This is a genomic window from Pantoea phytobeneficialis, assembly GCF_009728735.1.
GTDB lineage: Bacteria > Pseudomonadota > Gammaproteobacteria > Enterobacterales > Enterobacteriaceae > Pantoea > Pantoea phytobeneficialis.
On record NZ_CP024636.1, the window covers coordinates 965409 to 983648 of the forward strand.

The 18240-nt window shown below is 49.8% G+C and carries 18 protein-coding genes; 13 read left to right on the forward strand and 5 right to left on the reverse strand.

Features of this window, described 5'->3' with window-relative positions; genetic code table 11:
- From CTZ24_RS26830 to CTZ24_RS04340, 5 genes are all read right to left on the reverse strand, one after another.
- Positions 1 to 130 (reverse strand): PAAR domain-containing protein (locus CTZ24_RS26830; RefSeq protein WP_208725493.1); only part of this gene is annotated, 130 nt, incomplete at its 3' end.
- Positions 131 to 716: 586 nt separating this feature from the next.
- Entirely contained in the window at positions 717 to 1874 is a 1158-nt protein-coding gene (locus tag CTZ24_RS04325; RefSeq protein WP_208724907.1) for a PAAR domain-containing protein, read from the reverse strand.
- Positions 1875 to 2052: 178 nt separating this feature from the next.
- On the reverse strand, positions 2053 to 2652 hold the full coding sequence (locus CTZ24_RS04330; protein ID WP_208724908.1) for a hypothetical protein: 600 nt from the start codon (positions 2650 to 2652) through the stop codon (positions 2053 to 2055).
- Between the two features lie 549 nt (positions 2653 to 3201).
- The gene (locus CTZ24_RS04335; protein WP_208724909.1) at positions 3202 to 3897 is read right to left on the reverse strand and encodes a response regulator; all 696 of its coding nucleotides are present in this window, start codon (positions 3895 to 3897) and stop codon (positions 3202 to 3204) included.
- Positions 3887 to 5524, reverse strand: coding sequence for an ATP-binding protein (locus tag CTZ24_RS04340; RefSeq protein ID WP_208724910.1), 1638 nt, complete (start codon positions 5522 to 5524; stop codon positions 3887 to 3889). The genes CTZ24_RS04335 and CTZ24_RS04340 overlap by 11 nt, the downstream gene beginning before the upstream one ends.
- Positions 5525 to 5858: 334 nt before the next feature.
- Here CTZ24_RS04340 and CTZ24_RS04345 point away from each other — a divergent pair, with 334 nt between their 5' ends.
- The 13 genes from CTZ24_RS04345 to CTZ24_RS04405 form a co-directional block, all read left to right on the forward strand.
- Positions 5859 to 7217, forward strand: a complete 1359-nt coding sequence (locus tag CTZ24_RS04345; RefSeq protein ID WP_036628181.1) for a 2-hydroxycarboxylate transporter family protein — start codon at positions 5859 to 5861, stop codon at positions 7215 to 7217.
- A gap of 22 nt (positions 7218 to 7239) precedes the next feature.
- Positions 7240 to 8103, forward strand: a complete 864-nt coding sequence (locus tag CTZ24_RS04350) for a fumarylacetoacetate hydrolase family protein (protein ID WP_208724911.1) — start codon at positions 7240 to 7242, stop codon at positions 8101 to 8103.
- Positions 8104 to 8118: 15 nt separating this feature from the next.
- Positions 8119 to 9138 carry a [citrate (pro-3S)-lyase] ligase gene (citC, locus tag CTZ24_RS04355; RefSeq protein ID WP_021186452.1) on the forward strand — a complete coding sequence of 340 codons (1020 nt, stop codon included), beginning with the start codon at positions 8119 to 8121 and terminating at the stop codon, positions 9136 to 9138.
- Positions 9139 to 9156: 18 nt separating this feature from the next.
- Positions 9157 to 9450: a citrate lyase acyl carrier protein gene (gene citD / locus CTZ24_RS04360; RefSeq protein ID WP_021186453.1), complete on the forward strand. Its 294-nt coding sequence runs from the start codon at positions 9157 to 9159 to the stop codon at positions 9448 to 9450.
- The gene (gene citE, locus CTZ24_RS04365) at positions 9447 to 10322 is read left to right on the forward strand and encodes a citrate (pro-3S)-lyase subunit beta (RefSeq protein WP_036628187.1); all 876 of its coding nucleotides are present in this window, start codon (positions 9447 to 9449) and stop codon (positions 10320 to 10322) included. The genes citD and citE overlap by 4 nt, the downstream gene beginning before the upstream one ends.
- A 10-nt stretch (positions 10323 to 10332) precedes the next feature.
- Positions 10333 to 11859, forward strand: coding sequence for a citrate lyase subunit alpha (citF, locus tag CTZ24_RS04370; RefSeq protein ID WP_208724912.1), 1527 nt, complete (start codon positions 10333 to 10335; stop codon positions 11857 to 11859).
- Positions 11856 to 12395: a citrate lyase holo-[acyl-carrier protein] synthase gene (citX, locus tag CTZ24_RS04375; RefSeq protein WP_208724913.1), complete on the forward strand. Its 540-nt coding sequence runs from the start codon at positions 11856 to 11858 to the stop codon at positions 12393 to 12395. Before citF ends, citX begins: the two co-directional genes overlap by 4 nt.
- Complete coding sequence (gene citG, locus CTZ24_RS04380) at positions 12373 to 13203, forward strand: triphosphoribosyl-dephospho-CoA synthase CitG (RefSeq protein WP_208724914.1); 831 nt, start codon at positions 12373 to 12375, stop codon at positions 13201 to 13203. The genes citX and citG overlap by 23 nt, the downstream gene beginning before the upstream one ends.
- A 142-nt stretch (positions 13204 to 13345) precedes the next feature.
- Complete coding sequence (locus tag CTZ24_RS04385; protein ID WP_208724915.1) at positions 13346 to 13810, forward strand: DUF6130 family protein; 465 nt, start codon at positions 13346 to 13348, stop codon at positions 13808 to 13810.
- A gap of 798 nt (positions 13811 to 14608) precedes the next feature.
- Positions 14609 to 15586 (forward strand): glycosyltransferase family 2 protein, encoded by a 978-nt coding sequence (locus tag CTZ24_RS04390; protein ID WP_208724916.1) that lies wholly within the window; start codon positions 14609 to 14611, stop codon positions 15584 to 15586.
- A gap of 19 nt (positions 15587 to 15605) precedes the next feature.
- On the forward strand, positions 15606 to 16913 hold the full coding sequence (locus tag CTZ24_RS04395; protein ID WP_208724917.1) for an oligosaccharide flippase family protein: 1308 nt from the start codon (positions 15606 to 15608) through the stop codon (positions 16911 to 16913).
- On the forward strand, positions 16910 to 17905 hold the full coding sequence (locus CTZ24_RS04400; protein WP_208724918.1) for a glycosyltransferase family 2 protein: 996 nt from the start codon (positions 16910 to 16912) through the stop codon (positions 17903 to 17905). Before CTZ24_RS04395 ends, CTZ24_RS04400 begins: the two co-directional genes overlap by 4 nt.
- 130 nt (positions 17906 to 18035) lie before the next feature.
- Positions 18036 to 18240 (forward strand): transposase domain-containing protein (locus CTZ24_RS04405; protein WP_208724919.1); only part of this gene is annotated, 205 nt, incomplete at its 3' end.

Genomic DNA, 18240 nt, shown 5'->3' on the forward strand with positions numbered 1-18240 from the left:
TCCCACAGGTAACAGGATCGCCTTCCCTTGCCTGAGGCTTGCCGAAAGAAAAACCCTGCGCTGTTCCTGCGGTAATTTTACCGCCGCATTTAGTCTTGTCACCCTGACAAAGCACGATGCCTTTCGCCATTTCCCTGGTCCTGTGTTGCCCTTTTATCCGTCAGCGGGGGAGTCTACTTTTTAATCGGTAGTGAGTAAATCAGCAAAAATCATTTGATGCAGGGAAATTCAAAAAATGTGAAGCTGCTCTGATTAAAATTGATTGGTCTGTTTTTATTTTTTCAAACTATCTTTTGACGTAATTAAATGATGATTGATAATATGTTGAATAATCGTACTTCTTCAGTCTGAATATATTGTTTTTTAGTTGTAAGAAACCTATTTTTGCTTATGAAGTCATCTCACGATGATACATCGATTTTGTTAATTATTATAAAAAGTTTATGTCTGGATGGATTCAGGATTATCTTACTTTCTTGAATATAATCAGGATCAAGGGGACGCAGATAATAAACCCCAGGAAGGCTATGTCAAGGATTAGATTTATATATTCAATCATATATTCAATTGTAGCCCAATACTCAGTTAAAGGGACGAAATCAGATTGTTGCAGTGTTAGATTTTCGTATATGTCTGAGTAAGATATCGAGGCTATTATCAGACTAAGGAAGTAGGAGATTGATAAAATCATAATCCCACCCCAACGAAGAATAAATTTAGTCTTTTTCGTCAATGTCATAAGAACCTACAAAAAAACCACCAATGGTTCCACCTGAGTATGGGGATAAAGAATCGCCAGTAGTAGCGATTCCAGCAGCAACTTGATTGGCTATTCCGTCGAGAGACTTTGGTAAAGGGTGGATGCTATCATCATTAGAAAATTGTTTTTTAAAATTATTCGTCATTTCCATGACGAGCATAGAAGACATGTCCACTGCTTTTTTTCCTAAATATCTTTGTAGAGATAAAGGAACAGTAAAGTCTTCCTCTGCTTCGATGGGTAGCTGTGTAGTTAATGAACTATAACTATTATTAAATACAGTTGAACCGGAAAATTTTATTCCAGAGATGGAATGTGTTGTACAGTTATTTCCAGTAACATCATACTTGTCTATAGTACGACCTCTCCTTTGAGTTGTTTCAGGCATTCTCTCTGTTTTAATTGCTGGAGTACCTTTAATCCATAGATCTTCAAAGTAATATCTGGTCAGTGTTATGTCTGCGTCATTGATGTGAAATACACTAGCATTCATTTTATAAAGTTCCTTTTTATAGTAGTCTTCTGCATCTTCATCCTTCAAAAAGTTGAGGATTCCATCCCCCGTCAGCCCACCAGGGCCTCGTCGACCAAACCGCCCATACGTATATAGATATATATGATCATTTTCATGTACAGAAACAAACGTGTGTCCTGCACCGATGATTTCTGTCCAGATATAAACGCCATCTGGAATAGGTTTTTCATTTTGTTGGCTGATAACAAGTTGCCTGTTTTGCTCCAGAAGATTTTGGATAAATTGATTCGGTTTTGTTGCCGTTTCAGCAGGCACTTGTTTGGTGGCATCCATCCCCCTCATCACCGGAGCATCTTCCTGCGTATAAGTAGGATAAAGATTGGAAGGAATAATTTTCGCCTTACAGGGGCAGGAGCTGTGGCTGTCCAGCGAGCCGGCAATACGCTTATTATCGGGTCCGCTGGTATAGTGAGATATACCGCCAATGATTCGATACGTTTTGCCATTTTTCCCACAGGTAACAGGATCGCCTTCCCTTGCCTGAGGCTTACCGAAAGAAAAACCTTGCGCTGTTCCTGCGGTAATTTTACCGCCGCATTTAGTCTTGTCACCCTGACAAAGCACGATGCCTTTCGCCATTTCCCTGGTCCTGTGTTGCCCTTTTATCCGCCAGCGGGGGAGTCTACTTTTTAATCGGTAGTGAGTAAATCAGCAAAAATCATTTGATGCAGGGAAATTCAAAAAATGTGAAGCGGCTCTGATTAACATGAATGGTCAACTTTAGCCAATTCATTATCTGTTGATTCAGTTGGCAGCATTATGAAAATGCAGCCGCAACATTTCTTAATTCAGAAAGTTGTTCGGGTTTGTCATTCTGGATAATGTCTTCATTTATCTTAAGTATTACGGCTTTAATTACATCGGTATTTTTTTCAATATGTTGCTTCGCCATAAGCTCATTGAGTTCGTTGAGCTGCCAGGGAGTTATCTTTATCGAGATTCTTTTTGAAGCTTTGGCTTTGGCTAAATCACCATTCAATAGCTTTGCTAAATCCGGCTGCTCATAGCGTCCAGAGTTTAAGGCATGAATATAATAAAGTATCAGCGCACGGCTGAAGCTATCATCCACAGCGGGGTTTATTTTCTGAGAGGCTACATTTAAGATGTCCAGAAAATGTGCCGGAACCCTTACCTCTAAAGATGCCCTTATTTTTTCGTACTCCTCTTTGATCTTTGGTGTCGATTGCGCTGGAATGCTGACGACTTCATGGCAGTTATTACATACAGCCGCTAAAATATTTTTAACAGTGCCACTTTTATCATTGAAATCGACATCGCGTAATAAATAGGTCGCCTGACTTTTTCCACAGTTATGGCAGATAACCTGTCGTGTATCACCTTCTTTAACGATTCTCATCTTAACCTCTCCTGCTATCTATGAACGCTGATAAAGATAATGTCGGGTTCAATGAAATAAAACTTTACGTACCAATAACAGCCATCTTTATATGGACGGCATAGATGAACGTAAGTATGACTGTCCTGATGATGTGGGCTGTAAGTATATTGATCCCCAAATGTTCGCTGTATCAAAGAAATTACATATTCTTCGTCTATTTCCCCAACAGAAAACAGATTCTTCGTATCAATATCGCACCTTGCTTCATGGTCATAGCATCCATTTTTCAGACAGCTTATTGCCTTAGACTTTATCTCTTTGAAAGCCATTCTACATTTCTTGTATTTTGTACGACCATTTACGTACGGTCAAGCGTTGCCACACCCGAAAGGTGAGTCATTGAAAATGATGTTTTTAACTATATGATTTTATTGTTAATTAATGCTTTTCAGGCAAGAGCGAAAGTATACGACGTTGTTTTTACATCGGGTATCGTAAACGATTAAATTTGAGGTAAGTCACGCAGAACGATGCATCAAAAGCGACCACCGTGCCGCGCATTTCCCATCATGACTCCGCAACCCGTCGATACATCCTCCTCGGATGACCAATCTTGCCGTACTGCATCTCCACCGCCAGAAAACCCGCATCCACGCAGTGTTCCAGATAGCGTCGGGTAGTGGTTTTACTCAGTCCGGTTTCGCTCACCACCTCGTCCACGGAAAAACAACGTTGTGCGGCTTCGGCAAACATTCTTTGTACCAGCGCCAGCGTCTTTTCTTCTATACCTTTGCTGCCGTTATCCTGGCGGTAATTTTTCGCCTGAAGTTGATAGAGCGAATCAACGTTTTGCTGATCAACAATCTTCCATACTCGCTGCTGTTCGGCGAATTGCACAAAACGTTCCAGTGATTGGCTTAAACGCTTCCATGAGACAGGCTTGAGAATATAGTCGAAGGCACCATTGCGGATTGCCTGGCTACAGGTATCCATATCGCTGGCGGCAGTGATAAAAATTACCGAACAGTTGGCGTGCAAAACCAATGGATCGCTGATCAACGTGATGCCTTTACCGTCCGGCAAATAATTGTCGAGCAGCACCAGCTTTGGCTGCTTGCTCTTCATTAACACCCGAGCTTCAGCGAGTGACGAGGCAACCCCCACCAGCCGCAGGCGCGGATGTTCGCCGATCAGATCGGCATGCAACTGCGCGAGTGTGTTTTCATCTTCTACAATCAATACGTCTATCATTTCAGGTTGCATAATACTGTTCTTCCAGCGTCGGAACGGGACGCGCCTGGTCGCCCATTTCAGGAATAAATAACGAAAAAATCGTACCTCGCGGGGCATTGTTAGAGACTTCAATCGACCCGCCAACCTGCGTGACATAGCTGGCGATTAAATACAGGCCGATGCCATGATCGCCACTGCGCTTGGTGGTCATCCCGCGTTCAAAAATATGCTCACGAATGGTCGGATCGATACCGATACCTTGATCCGCCACCTCAATGATCAGCTCCCGCTCATTAAGCAGGATCAGTACTTCCACTGGATCGTGAGGCAGAGGAGAGCGCTGGGTGGCTTCGATTGCATTATCCAGCAGGTTACCGATGATTGAGATCAGCTCGGCCTCTCCCAGCATACGACAAGGTCGCGCCATCTCGCATAACGGATCAAAGGCTAACGCCACGCCTTTTTCCCGCGCCCGCGCCGCTTTGCCTAACAGCAGGCCGCACAGCGTCGGTGAGCTAAAACGGGCGGAGATAAAGTCCAGCAGTTCCTGCGCATGCTCTGACTGGGCCTGGATATAGCGCACCGCTTCGTCGTAACGTCCCATATGCAACAGCCCGGAGAGGGTGGTCATGCGATTTAACTGTTCATGGCGCATGATGCGCAGATTATCGACATAGCGTTTAACCTGGCTGAGTTGCGCACTCAGGCTGTCAATTTCGTTGCGATCTCGAAAGGTGATGACCCACCCCTGCAATTCATCCTCCAGCATAATTCGCACCCGGCTGGCGATCACCGTTAACTGATTGAAACGGCAAATTTCGTCGTGGGTATCGTTTTCCAGTATCACCTCGCGGGTGAAAAAGGGCACTGGAGCAATCACCTCGCTAATAGGATGACCACGTAGCAGGCGGGTTGGCTGGCTCAACCCTAAAAGTTTGCGTGCTGCCTGATTGATCACTTCAATGCGCAGCTCACTGTCGACCGCAATGACCCCTTCATAGATGGATTCCATCATGGCTTTCTGCTGGCGTACCAGCAGACCAATTTCCCGTGGTTCCAGCGAGAAAATCTGTTTTTTGATCCCGCGGGTGAAAAACCAGGAAAAGATAAACAGGGCGGCCAGCAACAACACGGCGGCGATAAAGATATTGATCACTTTACTCAGCGTAATGGTGTCGAGATAGCTGGTGAGATAACCCACTGAGATAATGCCGATCACCTGATGGTTATCGTCAAATATCGGCGCTTTGCTGCGCAGAGATATTCCCAGCCCACCTTTGCGAATCGTGGTGGTGCTGATTCCGCGCAGCACTGCGTCATTGTCGCCGCCAATCAGCTTTTTGCCGACAACCTCCCCGTGCGCCGAATGAAATAGATGAATTCCCTTATTATCCCCCACCACAATAAAGCTGGCATCGCTATGCAAAACCACCTGGTGCATAAATTGATTAATCGCCGGAATATCTTTGTCTGCGACCGCCTTGCGCAAATTCGGAATAATCGCGATCTCTTCTGCCTGTATTTTTGCTCTGGTGCTCATTTCCTGATAAAGCTGGCGACTGACATCCTGGTAGTAATAAATGCCGAGCAAAACAAACAAACCGGAGAAGAACAGCACCAGAGAAATAAAAAGTTTGATTTGGAAGGATAGCTTCATAACGGCACACACCACAGCCAGCAAAGCGCCAATGTACCATTTTTTATCATCATTGTGCGTAGTTTACTGGAAACTTGTGATCCCTTGCACAGCAAGATCTGGCGCAAAAAATGACATGTTAAATACTCATTTTTGGAAATGTTATTAACATGTACCTCTGGATATAAAAACCATTAAAACCACGGCAATAATTAAGGTGTGAATCACAGAAAATAAAAGAAACCATAAAAACCATAGGTGCCATTAAAACTCCGGTTTTATTATGCTTTCCCTCACATAACCTACGCCATTAGCCCTTTACCCTGAAGGCACAAAATAACCAAGGGGCTTAATTATGAGCACAACTGACGATTCGTTTTCTGTTACCTCTGAATCATTGGCGATTCAAAAGAAATCACTTAAGGACCGGTGGTGGCATATTATGGATACCTGGAAAATCGGGATTATTCCATTGCCATTATTTCTGCTGGCCGGGGCGTTGATTGCTATCGATTGTCTGGGCGGCAAGTTACCCAGCGATATTGTGGTGATGGTCGCGACACTGGCGTTTTTCGGTTTTGCCTGTGGTGAGTTTGGCAAACGTCTACCGATTGTGGGCAAACTGGGGGCTGCTGCGATTTGCGCCACCTTTATCCCGTCAGCGATGGTCTACTATGGCCTGCTGCCGGATGTGGTGGTGGAGTCCACCACCAAATTCTATAAATCCACCAACATCCTCTATCTCTACATCTGCTGCATTATTGTCGGCAGCATCATGAGCATGAATCGCACCACCCTGATTCAGGGATTCCTGCGTATTTTCTTCCCCATGTTGTGCGGTGAAATCGTCGGCATGCTGGTGGGAATGGGCGTTGGCCTGATGCTCGGTATGGAACCTTTCCAGATCTTCTTCTTTATTATTCTGCCGATCATGGCCGGTGGCGTTGGCGAAGGGGCGATCCCGCTGTCAATTGGCTACGCCACGCTGCTGCATATGGATCAGGGCGTTGCGCTTGGTCGCGTGTTGCCAATGGTGATGCTGGGTGGTCTGACGGCGATCATTATCTCCGGCTGCCTGAACCAACTTGGTAAGCGTTTTCCGCATTTGACCGGTGAAGGCCAACTGATGCCAAACCGCAGCAACGGCGACACCAAAGCGCCAGAAGCGGCACCGGGTAAAACCGATGTCACTACCATCGCCGCCGGGGCGCTGTTGGCGGTGCTGTTGTACATGATCGGTATGCTCGGCCACAAACTGATTGGCCTGCCAGCGCCGGTTGGCATGCTGTTTGTCGCGGTGCTGATCAAGCTGGCACACGGTGTTTCACCACGCCTGCTGGAAGGGTCGCAGGTGGTGTACAAATTCTTCCAGACCTCGGTGACCTATCCCATCCTGTTTGCCGTTGGCGTGGCGATTACGCCGTGGGAGGAACTGGTGCACGCATTCACCATCAATAACCTGCTGGTGATCGTCAGCACCGTTTCTGCACTGGTCGCGACGGGCTTCTTTGTCGGCAAAAAGATCGGTATGCATCCTATCGATGTCGCCATCGTCTCCTGCTGCCAGAGCGGTCAGGGGGGCACCGGGGATGTCGCCATCCTCACCGCGGGTAACCGTATGAGCCTGATGCCATTTGCTCAAATTGCCACCCGTATCGGCGGGGCGATCAACGTGTCGGTATCGCTGCTCATCCTCGGCAACTTCCTCGTCTGATTTATGCGTTACAGGAACGAATATGAAACTTGCAAGCTTTGTCCACCAGGGAAAGCGTAGCTACGGCATCGTCAGGGATAACGGTGTGATCGATCTGGGTCGCCGTCTTGGTGACCGCTACGCGGATTTAAAATCGCTGCTCGCTGCCAACGCCTTATCTGAAGCGCAACAGCTGAGCCAGGAGGTGCCGGATCTGCGCTTTAACGATCTTGAATTGTTACCGGTGATTGATAACCCAGGGAAGATTCTTTGCGTCGGCATGAACTACGCCGAAAAGCGTAAAGAGTTTGATCAACATAACCCGGCACCGACGTTATTTGTGCGTTTTGCCGACTCGCAAACCGGCCATAACGCGCCGGTACTGAAACCGCGCCACTCCAGCGAATTTGATTATGAAGGTGAGCTGGCGGTGATCATTGGTCAAAGCGGCGAGGATATCGCACGCGAGGACGCGCTGAATCATGTGGCGGGCTACAGCTGTTATATGGACGGCTCCGCGCGTGACTGGCAGCACACCTGGTTTACCGCCGGAAAAAACTGGCGGCAGACCGGCGCATTTGGCCCGTGGATGACCACCGCCGATGAAATCCCGGACCCGCATCGGCTGGCAATTCGCACCTGGTTGAATGGCCGCATGGTGCAGGATGACAACACCGCCAGCATGATCCATAAAGTCGCCGAACTCATTGAGTACATCAGCACCTTCACCAGCCTGCATGCCGGAGACGTCATCATTACCGGCTCGCCGGGCGGCGTGGGTAAGAAACGCAATCCACCGCTGTTTATGCAGGCAGGCGATCGCATTGAAGTGGAGATTGAAAACATCGGCCATCTCAGCAATGTGATTATCGATGCGCCAGCTCACGCGCTGACGGCGACGCACTGAGGCGCAGGCGAGATTATGCAACCACGACCCCCCATCGACTTCCGCATCGCGGAAGTCAGCGGTAATACCCGGCGGCGCGAGACTATCCGTGCGCTGCTGGCGGATAGCGGATTAGGCATGGACAGCGACATCACCACCTTTGTTGAAGCCTGGTCGAACGATCGGCTGGTGGGCTGCGCTGGCCTCGCCGCTAACGTTATCAAATGTGTCGCCATTGATGAGCAGTGGCGCGGTGAAAATCTCAGCGCACAGTTGCTGGCTGAAGTGGAACACCTGGCGCTGGCGCGTGGACATTTTCACTTGTTCCTGTGCACGCGCCCCTGCAACCGGGAACGGTTCCAGCGTAACGGGTTCTGGCCGGTGGTACAGAGTGGAGAGAACGCCATTCTGCTGGAAAACACCCCTTCAGGTATTCAGCGCTACTGTCGTTCATTGCAGGCCAGCCGTGTCGCCGGGCAACGTATTGGCGCGATTGTGATGAACGCCAACCCTTTTACGCTGGGGCATCGTTATCTGGTGGAGCAGGCGGCAGCACGTTGTGACTGGCTGCACCTGTTTGTGGTCAGTGAAGACGCTTCGTTCTTCCCCTATAGCGCACGCTGGAAAATGGTGCAGAGCGGCGTCGCCCATCTGCCCAATATAACCTTGCATGAAGGTTCTCAGTACATCATCTCGCGCGCCACCTTTCCGGCCTATTTCCTGAAAGAAACCGGCAAGGTCCAGCAGGCGTGGAGTGAGATCGACCTGCTGCTGTTCCGCAACCATATCGCCCCGGCGTTAGGTATTACCCATCGCTTTATCGGCAGCGAACCGTTTTGCGACATCACCCGCCAGTACAACCACAGCATGCATCAGCTGCTGGCGGGCGCGGTGGAGGTGGTGGAAATCCCGCGTATCAAAGCCGCAGGCCATGCCATCTCGGCTTCAGAAGTGCGGCGCTTATTAAAAACACACCAGTTTTCCCGCATTCGGGAAATCGTACCGGATACCACTTTTGCGCATCTGACATCCCATTACAGCGCAGAAGTTGCTTAAAAAATCAGGAATATAAATATGAAAATTGTGAGGGAGGCGCTGGCGGGAACCCTGGAGTCCAGCGACCTGATGGTAAAAATCGCCCCCGCCGGAGACGGGTTGGAAGTGGTGATTCATAGCGAGGTGATCAAGCAGTTCGGCGATCAGATCCGCCAGGTGGTGCACAGCACGCTGCGTGATATGCAGGTCCATCAGGGCTTGATCATTATCGAAGACAAAGGCGCGCTGGATTGTGTGATCCGCGCTCGTTTGCAAAGCGCCATACTGCGCGCCGCACCAGACGCGGAGATCGATTGGGGAAAACTGCTATGAGGAAACTACGCCGAAGCATGCTGTTCTTGCCGGGGGCCAATGCGGCCATGCTCTCCACAGCCTTTATCTATCGGCCTGATTCGATCATGTTCGATCTGGAAGACGCGGTCGCACTCCGGGAAAAAGATACCGCGCGTTTGCTGGTGTTCCATGCATTGCAGCACCCGATGTATCAGGACATTGAAACCGTGGTACGCATTAACCCATTGAACACGCCGTTTGGTTTGCCGGATCTGGAGGCGGTGGTGCGTGCGGGTGTTGATGTGGTGCGCTTGCCGAAAACCGATACCCCGGAAGATATCTACGAACTGGAGCGTCACCTCGAACGGATCGAGTTAGCTTGTGGTCGTGAAGTCGGATCTACGCGAGTGATGGCGGCGATTGAATCCGCGATTGGTGTAATCAACGCCGTGGCGATCGCGCGCAGCTCCCAGCGGCTGATCGGCATTGCGTTGGCGGCTTTCGATTATGTGATGGATATGCAAACCGAACGTGGCGATGGCACCGAGTTGTTCTATGCCCGTTGTGCCGTGCTGCACGCCGCCCGCGCTGCCGGTATCGATGCTTTTGACGTGGTGTGGTCAGACGTGAACGATGAAGCCGGTTTTCTGCGTGAAGTCGAGCTGATCCGCAAAATGGGTTTTAACGGCAAATCGTTAATCAACCCGCGCCAGATTGATCTGCTGCATAACGCCTATGCACCCACTCAGCAGGAAGTGGATCACGCGCAACGCGTGATCGAAGCAGCAGAAGAGGGTGAGCGTAATGGCCTCGGCGTGGTGTCGCTAAACGGCAAAATGATCGATGCCCCGATTATCAATCACGCGCTGATGGTGCTGGAGCGTGCGGCGGCATCCGGCGTGCGGCGTTAAGGAAAAAATCATGAATCAAACAGAACTTCTTCACGTTAATTTCCCGCATCTGCGTGAGTTAAAACCTTTTGAAAGCGCCCATCACACCACGCCGTGGCTGGCAGATATCCATGCCAAACACACCCGTAAATTGTGTGCCTCGCTGGATGATGCCATCGCGCGTAGCGGCTTACAGGATGGTATGACCATCTCCTTCCACCACGCATTTCGCGAAGGCGATCAGGTTATCAACAATGTGGTGGCGGTGCTGGCACGGCTCGGATTTAAAAATCTGACGCTGGCTTCCAGTTCGCTGATGACCTGCAACGATGCGCTGATCGAGCATATTCGAAGCGGAGTGATCACGCGTATCTACACCTCCGGGATGCGCGGCAAACTGGCGGAAGCGATTTCACATGGTCTGATGAAAGAACCGGTGCAGATCCATTCCCACGGTGGTCGGGTCAAGCTATTACAGGATGGCGAACTGAACATTGATGTCGCTTTCCTTGGCGTGCCGTGCAGCGACGAGTTTGGCAACGCCAATGGTACGCAAGGCCGTTCCGCGTGTGGGTCGCTCGGTTATGCAATGGTTGATGCCCGTTTCGCCAAAAAGGTGGTGCTGCTGACCGAGGAGCTGGTGCCGTTTCCCAATATGCCCGCCAGCCTCGGCCAGGATCAGGTGGATTTGATCGTTCAGGTCGCCAGTGTGGGTGATCCGGCGAAAATCAGCGTTGGGGCGGCACGCGTCACCAGCAACCCGCGTGAGCTGATGATTGCCCGCTACGCCGCCGATGTGATTGAACACTCGGGCTATTTCCGCCCAGGCTTTTCGATGCAGACCGGTTCGGGCGCAGCGGCCACGGCGGCCACCCGTTTTATGGAAGAAAAAATGGCGCGCCACGGCGTCAAAGCGCGTTTTGCTCTTGGTGGTATCACCGGGGGCCTGGTCGATCTGCACGAAAAGGGGTTGATCGAAAAATTACTCGATACCCAATGCTTTGACAGTGAAGCGGCGGCCTCACTGCATCGCAACCCGAATCATGTGGAGATCTCCACCGACGTGTATGCCAATCCCGGCGGCAAAGCGGCCAGTTGCGATCAACTTGATGTGGTGATCCTGAGCGCACTGGAAATTGACGTTGAATTCAACGTGAACGTCATTACCGGCTCCGATGGCGTGATGCGCGGTGCCTCTGGTGGTCACTGCGACGTTGCCGCCGCCGCCAATCTGACGATTGTGGTCGCGCCGCTGCTGCGCAGTCGCATTCCCACCGTGGTTAAACGCGTCACCACCCGGCTGACGCCCGGCGAGAGTATTGATGTGCTGGTGACCGACCACGGTATCGCGGTGAATCCGGCGCGCCCGGAAATTCGCGAGCGCTTGCTGGCCGCCGGGTTGAAAGTGGTCGATATCGAGGCGCTCTATCAGCGTGCGGTTTCGCTGACCGGTGAACCCAAACCGATCGCCTTTACCGACCGCATTGTCGGGGTGATCCGCTATCGCGATGGCAGCGTGATTGACGTTGTTCGGCAGGTTAAAGAGGAAGAACTATGACCATGATGACGCCCGTGCAAGCGGGCGTCAGTCTGACAGCGCTGCTGGCGGCGAAAGAGGCTCGCGCGGCGCGTCAGGCTGACTGGCTCACTCGCTATCAACAACCGATCATTTCGCTGACGCTGGTGACACCGGGAGCGGTGAAAGACAGCATCCGTTATCGCAACACCATGGGGGTGGCTGTGCAGGCCTGCGACCAACTGCTGTGGCAGCATCGCTGGCCGGTGCTGGCCCACCAGGTGTTGTGGCTGGAAACCGGACCGGAAGCGCTGTGGTGCGTGGAACATCCGGCAGTGGAAATCAAAGCGCAGTGCGTCGAACTGGAACAAACCTTCCCGCTCGGCAGGTTGTGGGATTTTGACGTGTTTTGCCCGCAGCTGGGGCAGATTGGACGACATTCACTGGATTTGCACACCCGTCGTTGTCTGGTCTGCGATCAACCGGCGCATGGTTGCGCGCGTTCGCGCCGCCATCCGCTTGAGGAGGTGGTAGCGCGTGTGGAGAACATGATTGATGGCTGGTTTGCTCGCGATTAACGCCACAGAACCCGACGTGCCCGGCCTTGCGGCACTGGCGTTGCTTCTGGAACTGGATTTAACGCCGAAACCGGGGCTGGTGGATCGGGCTAATAACGGTTCGCATCAGGATATGGATCATGCCTTGCTGTTAACCAGCATTACGGCCATCACCCCCTGGCTGACGGTTTTTGCCAACATCGGGTTTGAGCATGCGCACCATCCCGCCGCGGAACAGCTGCGTTTGTTACGTCCGGCGGGTATTGCTTGCGAGCAGGCGATGTTCACTGCCACCAGTGGGGTGAATACCCACAAAGGCGGCATTTTCTCCCTGGGATTGCTGTGCTTTGCTGCCGGGCGTTTGCAGGGGCAGGGGCGCAGGGTGAGTGCTGACGCCTTGTGCCGTCAGGTGAGTGAGATATGTCGAGGCCTGGTAGCGCGTGAACTGGTTAACCGCAAAACCTGTTGTACTGCCGGGGAGCAGCAGTTTCGTGACTATGGCCTGACGGGCGCGCGTGGTGAGGTGGAAAGTGGCTTCGCCACGGTACGCAATAGGGTGCTGCCATTCTGGCATCTGGAGCAGGGCGAGCGGCAGTTACAACATGCTTTGCTGCGCCTGATGGCATCAAACCCGGACAGCAATCTGGTGTCGCGTGGGGGCGAGGCAGGGCTGCGCTATGTCCAGCGATATGCCGCGATGCTGTTGGCAACCGGTTGGGATAACGCCGCGCTGCACCAGATGGATCAGGCGTTAATGGCGCGGCGTTTAAGTCCTGGCGGCAGTGCCGATTTGCTGGCCGTCGCCTGGGTGCTGGCTGCACTCGCATGATCATCTTTTTTGGTTTCTCTCTGTATCTGACGCGGCGGGTGTTACAGAGCAATACATAACGCGGCATCGCCCAAATAAAGCCGATACATCAGCGTGGTCTTCTGTGTCTGTTGTTATTTACTTACCCACAGGAGCCACCATCATGCTGAGTAAACTGATCCTTATTTCCCCGATATTGTTCTCATCCGCCACCTGCGCATGGGCCGCCGAGCTGGGCGGCCTTAGTGCGGGCGACGTCCTGGGGCCTGCCGCCGTCGCGCCGCTGGAAAAACCACAGCCACCAGCGAGGCTTATCGTTGATGCGCCGCTGGCCGGGCCGCTGCGTAAGGGCGCGGTATTTATTCAATATCGGGCGGAAAACCTGCGTATCGAACCGGTATTTGGGCCAGAGGCGTTAAAGGTCACGCCACGTATCGGTCATATCCACGTCGTTGTTGACGGCAATCCCTGGCATTGGGCTGACGCCAGTGGGGAACCGGTGATCCTGGTAGGGTTGCCCGCAGGCAAGCATAAAGTGACCATTATTCTTGCCGATCCCACGCATAAACCGCTGGACAGCAAAACGGTGGAATTCATCGTTCCTGAGCATGTCGCTGCGTCGCATTAACCCCCCAGTTGAAGGACGCGCGTGTATAACCGCCAGGAGTGAGCGTGGAGTAAATGTTACGGTGGAAAAAACACCGCAGAAATATTTTGGTACATCACCTTACATTACCTTCACTTTATTCCTGGTATTTCGACGACCTGAGCTAATCAATGCATCAATTCTTAATTCATGCTGGCTAATCTATTTGGCACCATTACGGGATGATGGCTGATACGGAAATTCCGGTTTGATATAGCTGACATTGACCTTATAACCCTGCCCGGTAAGATTATCGAGTAGAGTTTTGAATCAGATCGCAATTTTTTGGCTTATGGCCTGTTGCAGTGCGCTCGCGATGACCGTGCTGAATTAACGCCCCATGCATTTTTCGCCGGGGCTGTGATGCTCCCGGTAATAAAAATGCAGGACATACAGCAAGATCATTAATGTAGATGCCCGCGATGGGAAGGCCCATTTTTAGATGCACCTTTTCACCCGGGTATGACAATTTAAGTGGCTGAAATTTAACTGGACCCAACAGAGTTCAGCCTGGTGACTTTTGCCAAAAAAAAGAGTTAACCCCAATTATTTAACTGGTGACGGTAAGCCAGGGGCGGTAGCTTATTTTTTTTCTTGCCATCTATCAATATTTAAATTGTCCTGTTTATATGGCGTAATTCTTAATGGTCTCAATCATTCGCCCCTCTTTAATTTCTGGTGTTTTTACCTGAGGAAACTCCGAAATAAATTATAAGGCGAATATAAGTATCATGCGGAAGTAACATTACTGGCTAATCGGTTTAATGCTTCAGAGGTCACATGCTAAATCCTGTCAACGACGTGTTATTGAGCGTCATCGTGCCGGTATATAACGCCGCAGCCTATCTGGAGAGATGCATTGAAAGCCTGATCCAGCAGGATGAATCTCGCTTTGAAGTGATTTTTATTAACGATGGCTCGACAGATCACTCGCTGTCGTTGCTGCAAAATTACGCGCACTATCCACACTTTCACATCATCGATAAAGTGAATGGTGGCGTCTCGTCGGCACGTAATCATGGTATTCGTGCGTCGCGCGGCAAATTTCTTTGCTTTCTGGATGCCGACGATTTTCTCCCCTCCACGGCATTTTCGACCTGGCTGTGTCTGATGCAGCAAAATGTTTGTATGGCCGTTGGTCAGTCGCAACACTTTACGCCACAGGGACAAGCGTTGGATTTTCCGGTGGCATCGGATCATGCCAGACCGATGGCGGTGTCAGCCGCGATTAATGAATTGCTTTATTTCAATCCACGACACGGCATTTGCGACAAGGTATTTCGCGGTGATGTTATTCGCCAACATCATCTGCGTTTCAATGAGGATATTTATAACTTCGAAGACCTGCTGTTTGTGATGAACTATCTCTGGCTGCAACAACATCGTCAGGTGGTGTTCTCCGATAAAGTGGTTTATCACTACGTTAAATCTGCCCACTCGGCAACCCGATCGTCATTAAAGGAAAAACATTTTTCGTTTGCCCGTTCGTTTAGCAGCATGAAAGCGTTTTTGTCAGCGCAGCATCATCGCTGTTATTACCATCTCTATCTGAAAGTCACTTCCTCCTATATCTACAAAGCACTTAATAGTGAGGGGTTCAGTCGCGACTTTATCGATGAATATATTGCGCTTTATCGGCAATCGTTTAAATCCTATCTCTCCTCGGGATTGATGATCAATGCCTGGAGTCTGTACTTCACGTTTTTCTTCCTCAGTCCTCGTCTGGTGTCGCGTCTGCGCAAGTGGGTGCGGAAATAATTCCCTTTGGGGTGACGTTGTGAAAGATAAATTAAAAAACTCATTATGGATGATTGCTGAGAAGCTGATCGCGGTATTGGGTCTGATTTTCGTTACCTCCTATGTGGCGAAATACGTCGGTCCAACCACTTTCGGCATTATCTCCCTCTCCATGCTGGTGTTTCAGTTTGTGCAAACCATCGCCCAGATGGGCAGCGATGTGATTCTGTTGAAACGCATTTCACAGAAGCGCTATTCCGGCATCAGATTGATGATCTCGACCTTTTTCCTGGTGCTGGTGTTGTACGCGCTATTGTCGCTGGTGGGATTTCTGGTGATGCAGGAAGAACTGAGCTCAGATGCACTGGTGTTTATTGGTGCCGCCGCATTTGCCTGTCTGTTTTCCGCTATCGACCTGGTGAATGTCTATAACGAAGCGATGCTGCATGCGCGGCGGAATGTTATTGCCAATCTTATTGGCCTGGTTATCAGCCTGACGGTGCGTTACTTTATTTCGTACTTCACTCTCGATCCCAAATATCTGGCGATTCCTATCGTATTGGCCACGCTGATTCCGTTTGTGTTGAAGACGGGCTGGTTTTTGCTGGCGGAGCAACAGAGGTCGATACCCGCCATTCGGCAGTTCAAAAAATATTCACGTTATATGGTGGCATCGGGATTCTCACTGATTTTATCTGTGATTGCCGTTGCGCTGTATACCCGAGTTAATCAGGTCAGCGTCTCTTATTTTCTTGGGGTGAAAGAGGCGGGTATATTCTCGGTTGCACTGACGTTATCCACGGCCTGGGTGTTTTTGCCCAGCGCCTTGCTGGCATCGTTTTATCCCTCATTCTTTGCCGAGCGCGATCCTGAACAGGCCATTGTGAAAGCCCAGAAGCTGCATTTGTTGGTGATTGGTGTTTCCGCTGGCGTGATTTTTTCTATTTGGTTGCTCTCGGGCTGGTTTATTCGTGCCTTTTACGGCGCGGCCTGGCTGGATGCTATCGCGCCAACGGTGCTCCTCAGTTTTGGCGCGATGTGCGCGGTGTTAAGTAGCGTAATGGACCGCTTCATTATTAAGTACAACGGTTATCGTTATTTGGTGAAAAAAACCTTTGCTGTTTTATTAATCTGTCTTGCGTCATCACTCCTTTTGGTGCCGCATTTCGGTCTGACTGGTGCCGCAATTAGCGTGGTATTGACCGAGTTTTTGTCTTTTACGCTGCTTAATTATTTCTTTTCTGCGCAACCGGTCATGCGTGTTCATCTCATTTTTATCAACCCCAGGAAACTATGGCTGTTATTTAACAATATCAAAACCTCAGACAGTAAAGAGAGTTTATCATGAATGAAAAGCCATTATTTAGTGTTATTATCCCAGCCTTTAACGCACAAAAAACCATTAAGCGAACAATTCTGAGTGTGCTTAATCAAACCTACAGAAATTATGAAGTTATCGTTGTTAATGATGGGAGTAGTGATTTAACCCCACGAATACTTGAAGAGTTTCTCTCCTGGCCGCAAGTCACCATTCTTCACCAGACGAATGCAGGCGTCAGTGCGGCGAGAAATAACGCCTTGCAATTATCCTGTGGAGAATATGTATTATTTCTGGATGCGGATGATTGGGTCGAGACTAACTTTCTTATGGTGTTTAAGCAGAACCTTGCAGCCTGGCCAGCCCAAACGATTGATCTGATGGTGGGAAACTTGAATGATGATCGTGTAGGCAAGGTTTCTCACGCGGGTTTTTTTGAGCTGGAAGATATTCCTTTCGTGCTCGGAGAGCTGGAGATGAGCGACAATATTGGTTATTTGCATAACAAATGTTATCGCCGAAAAATGGTTGAAGAGATGGGGTTACGCTTTATTGAAGGTATCTCAATGAGCGAAGATTTATTATTCAACCTTAAATGTTTTAGCTGCGTCAGTAACTTTTTGGTGATGCCGGGTAGCGCCTATCATTATGAAGATATTGAAGGCTCACTCTCCAAACGCAAGTCCAATTACAATGAGTTGAAGGTGAGAAAAACATCACTGACGGTGTTGTATGATGGAATCGTGGAAAAATATAAGGAAAGCGATCTCGATTACTTTCTTAAGGGTATTTCTAAACGCGTTCTGGCTCTGGATATGCAAATTGTCACAGCCATGTATCATTCATCTTTTTCACCGGGCGATATTGCTCAGGAGATTAATGAAATTAAGCGGGGAAGATATTCCAAAGGCATTTTTATTCTGTTGAATAAAAATGAGAAGATGAAATATATGATTATGAATTTGAATACTATCACAGCGTATTATTTTCTTTATGCCCTCTACAGAATGCGCGCATTCTGACCATCACTGTCCCTCACCGTAGCGGCGCGATAAATTGCGTAATGCCGATCAGTTAAGCATGAAATGATCGATTGAACGATCCTGTAGTTCTGCAAAAATCTGTAATCTCCCGGGGATTACGGATTTTTTTATGTTACTCAGCCAGGCTCTCGATACCGTCCTGAACTTTACGCCGAAAGAATTTTCTGCGCTTTCCGATCTGCTCTCACCCGAACTCATTGATGAATGTCTGGTTGATACCGGTGTCGTGACTCTGCGAAAACGCCGCCTCCCAATGGATATGATGGTCTGGGCTGTTACCGGCATGTCCCTGTTTCGTTCGCTTTCCATGAACC

Excerpts from the sequence above, each read along its gene's own strand:
- CTZ24_RS04325 (WP_208724907.1), bottom strand. The coding sequence starts at position 1,874 with ATGGCGAAAGGCATCGTGCTTTGTCAGGGTGACAAGACTAAATGCGGC.
- CTZ24_RS04330 (WP_208724908.1), bottom strand. The coding sequence starts at position 2,652 with ATGAGAATCGTTAAAGAAGGTGATACACGACAGGTTATCTGCCATAAC.
- CTZ24_RS04335 (WP_208724909.1), bottom strand. The coding sequence starts at position 3,897 with ATGCAACCTGAAATGATAGACGTATTGATTGTAGAAGATGAAAACACA.
- CTZ24_RS04340 (WP_208724910.1), bottom strand. The coding sequence starts at position 5,524 with ATGAAGCTATCCTTCCAAATCAAACTTTTTATTTCTCTGGTGCTGTTC.
- CTZ24_RS04345 (WP_036628181.1), top strand. The coding sequence starts at position 5,859 with ATGAGCACAACTGACGATTCGTTTTCTGTTACCTCTGAATCATTGGCG.
- CTZ24_RS04350 (WP_208724911.1), top strand. The coding sequence starts at position 7,240 with ATGAAACTTGCAAGCTTTGTCCACCAGGGAAAGCGTAGCTACGGCATC.
- citC (WP_021186452.1), top strand. The coding sequence starts at position 8,119 with ATGCAACCACGACCCCCCATCGACTTCCGCATCGCGGAAGTCAGCGGT.
- citD (WP_021186453.1), top strand. The coding sequence starts at position 9,157 with ATGAAAATTGTGAGGGAGGCGCTGGCGGGAACCCTGGAGTCCAGCGAC.
- citE (WP_036628187.1), top strand. The coding sequence starts at position 9,447 with ATGAGGAAACTACGCCGAAGCATGCTGTTCTTGCCGGGGGCCAATGCG.
- citF (WP_208724912.1), top strand. The coding sequence starts at position 10,333 with ATGAATCAAACAGAACTTCTTCACGTTAATTTCCCGCATCTGCGTGAG.
- citX (WP_208724913.1), top strand. The coding sequence starts at position 11,856 with ATGACCATGATGACGCCCGTGCAAGCGGGCGTCAGTCTGACAGCGCTG.
- citG (WP_208724914.1), top strand. The coding sequence starts at position 12,373 with ATGGCTGGTTTGCTCGCGATTAACGCCACAGAACCCGACGTGCCCGGC.
- CTZ24_RS04385 (WP_208724915.1), top strand. The coding sequence starts at position 13,346 with ATGCTGAGTAAACTGATCCTTATTTCCCCGATATTGTTCTCATCCGCC.
- CTZ24_RS04390 (WP_208724916.1), top strand. The coding sequence starts at position 14,609 with ATGCTAAATCCTGTCAACGACGTGTTATTGAGCGTCATCGTGCCGGTA.
- CTZ24_RS04400 (WP_208724918.1), top strand. The coding sequence starts at position 16,910 with ATGAATGAAAAGCCATTATTTAGTGTTATTATCCCAGCCTTTAACGCA.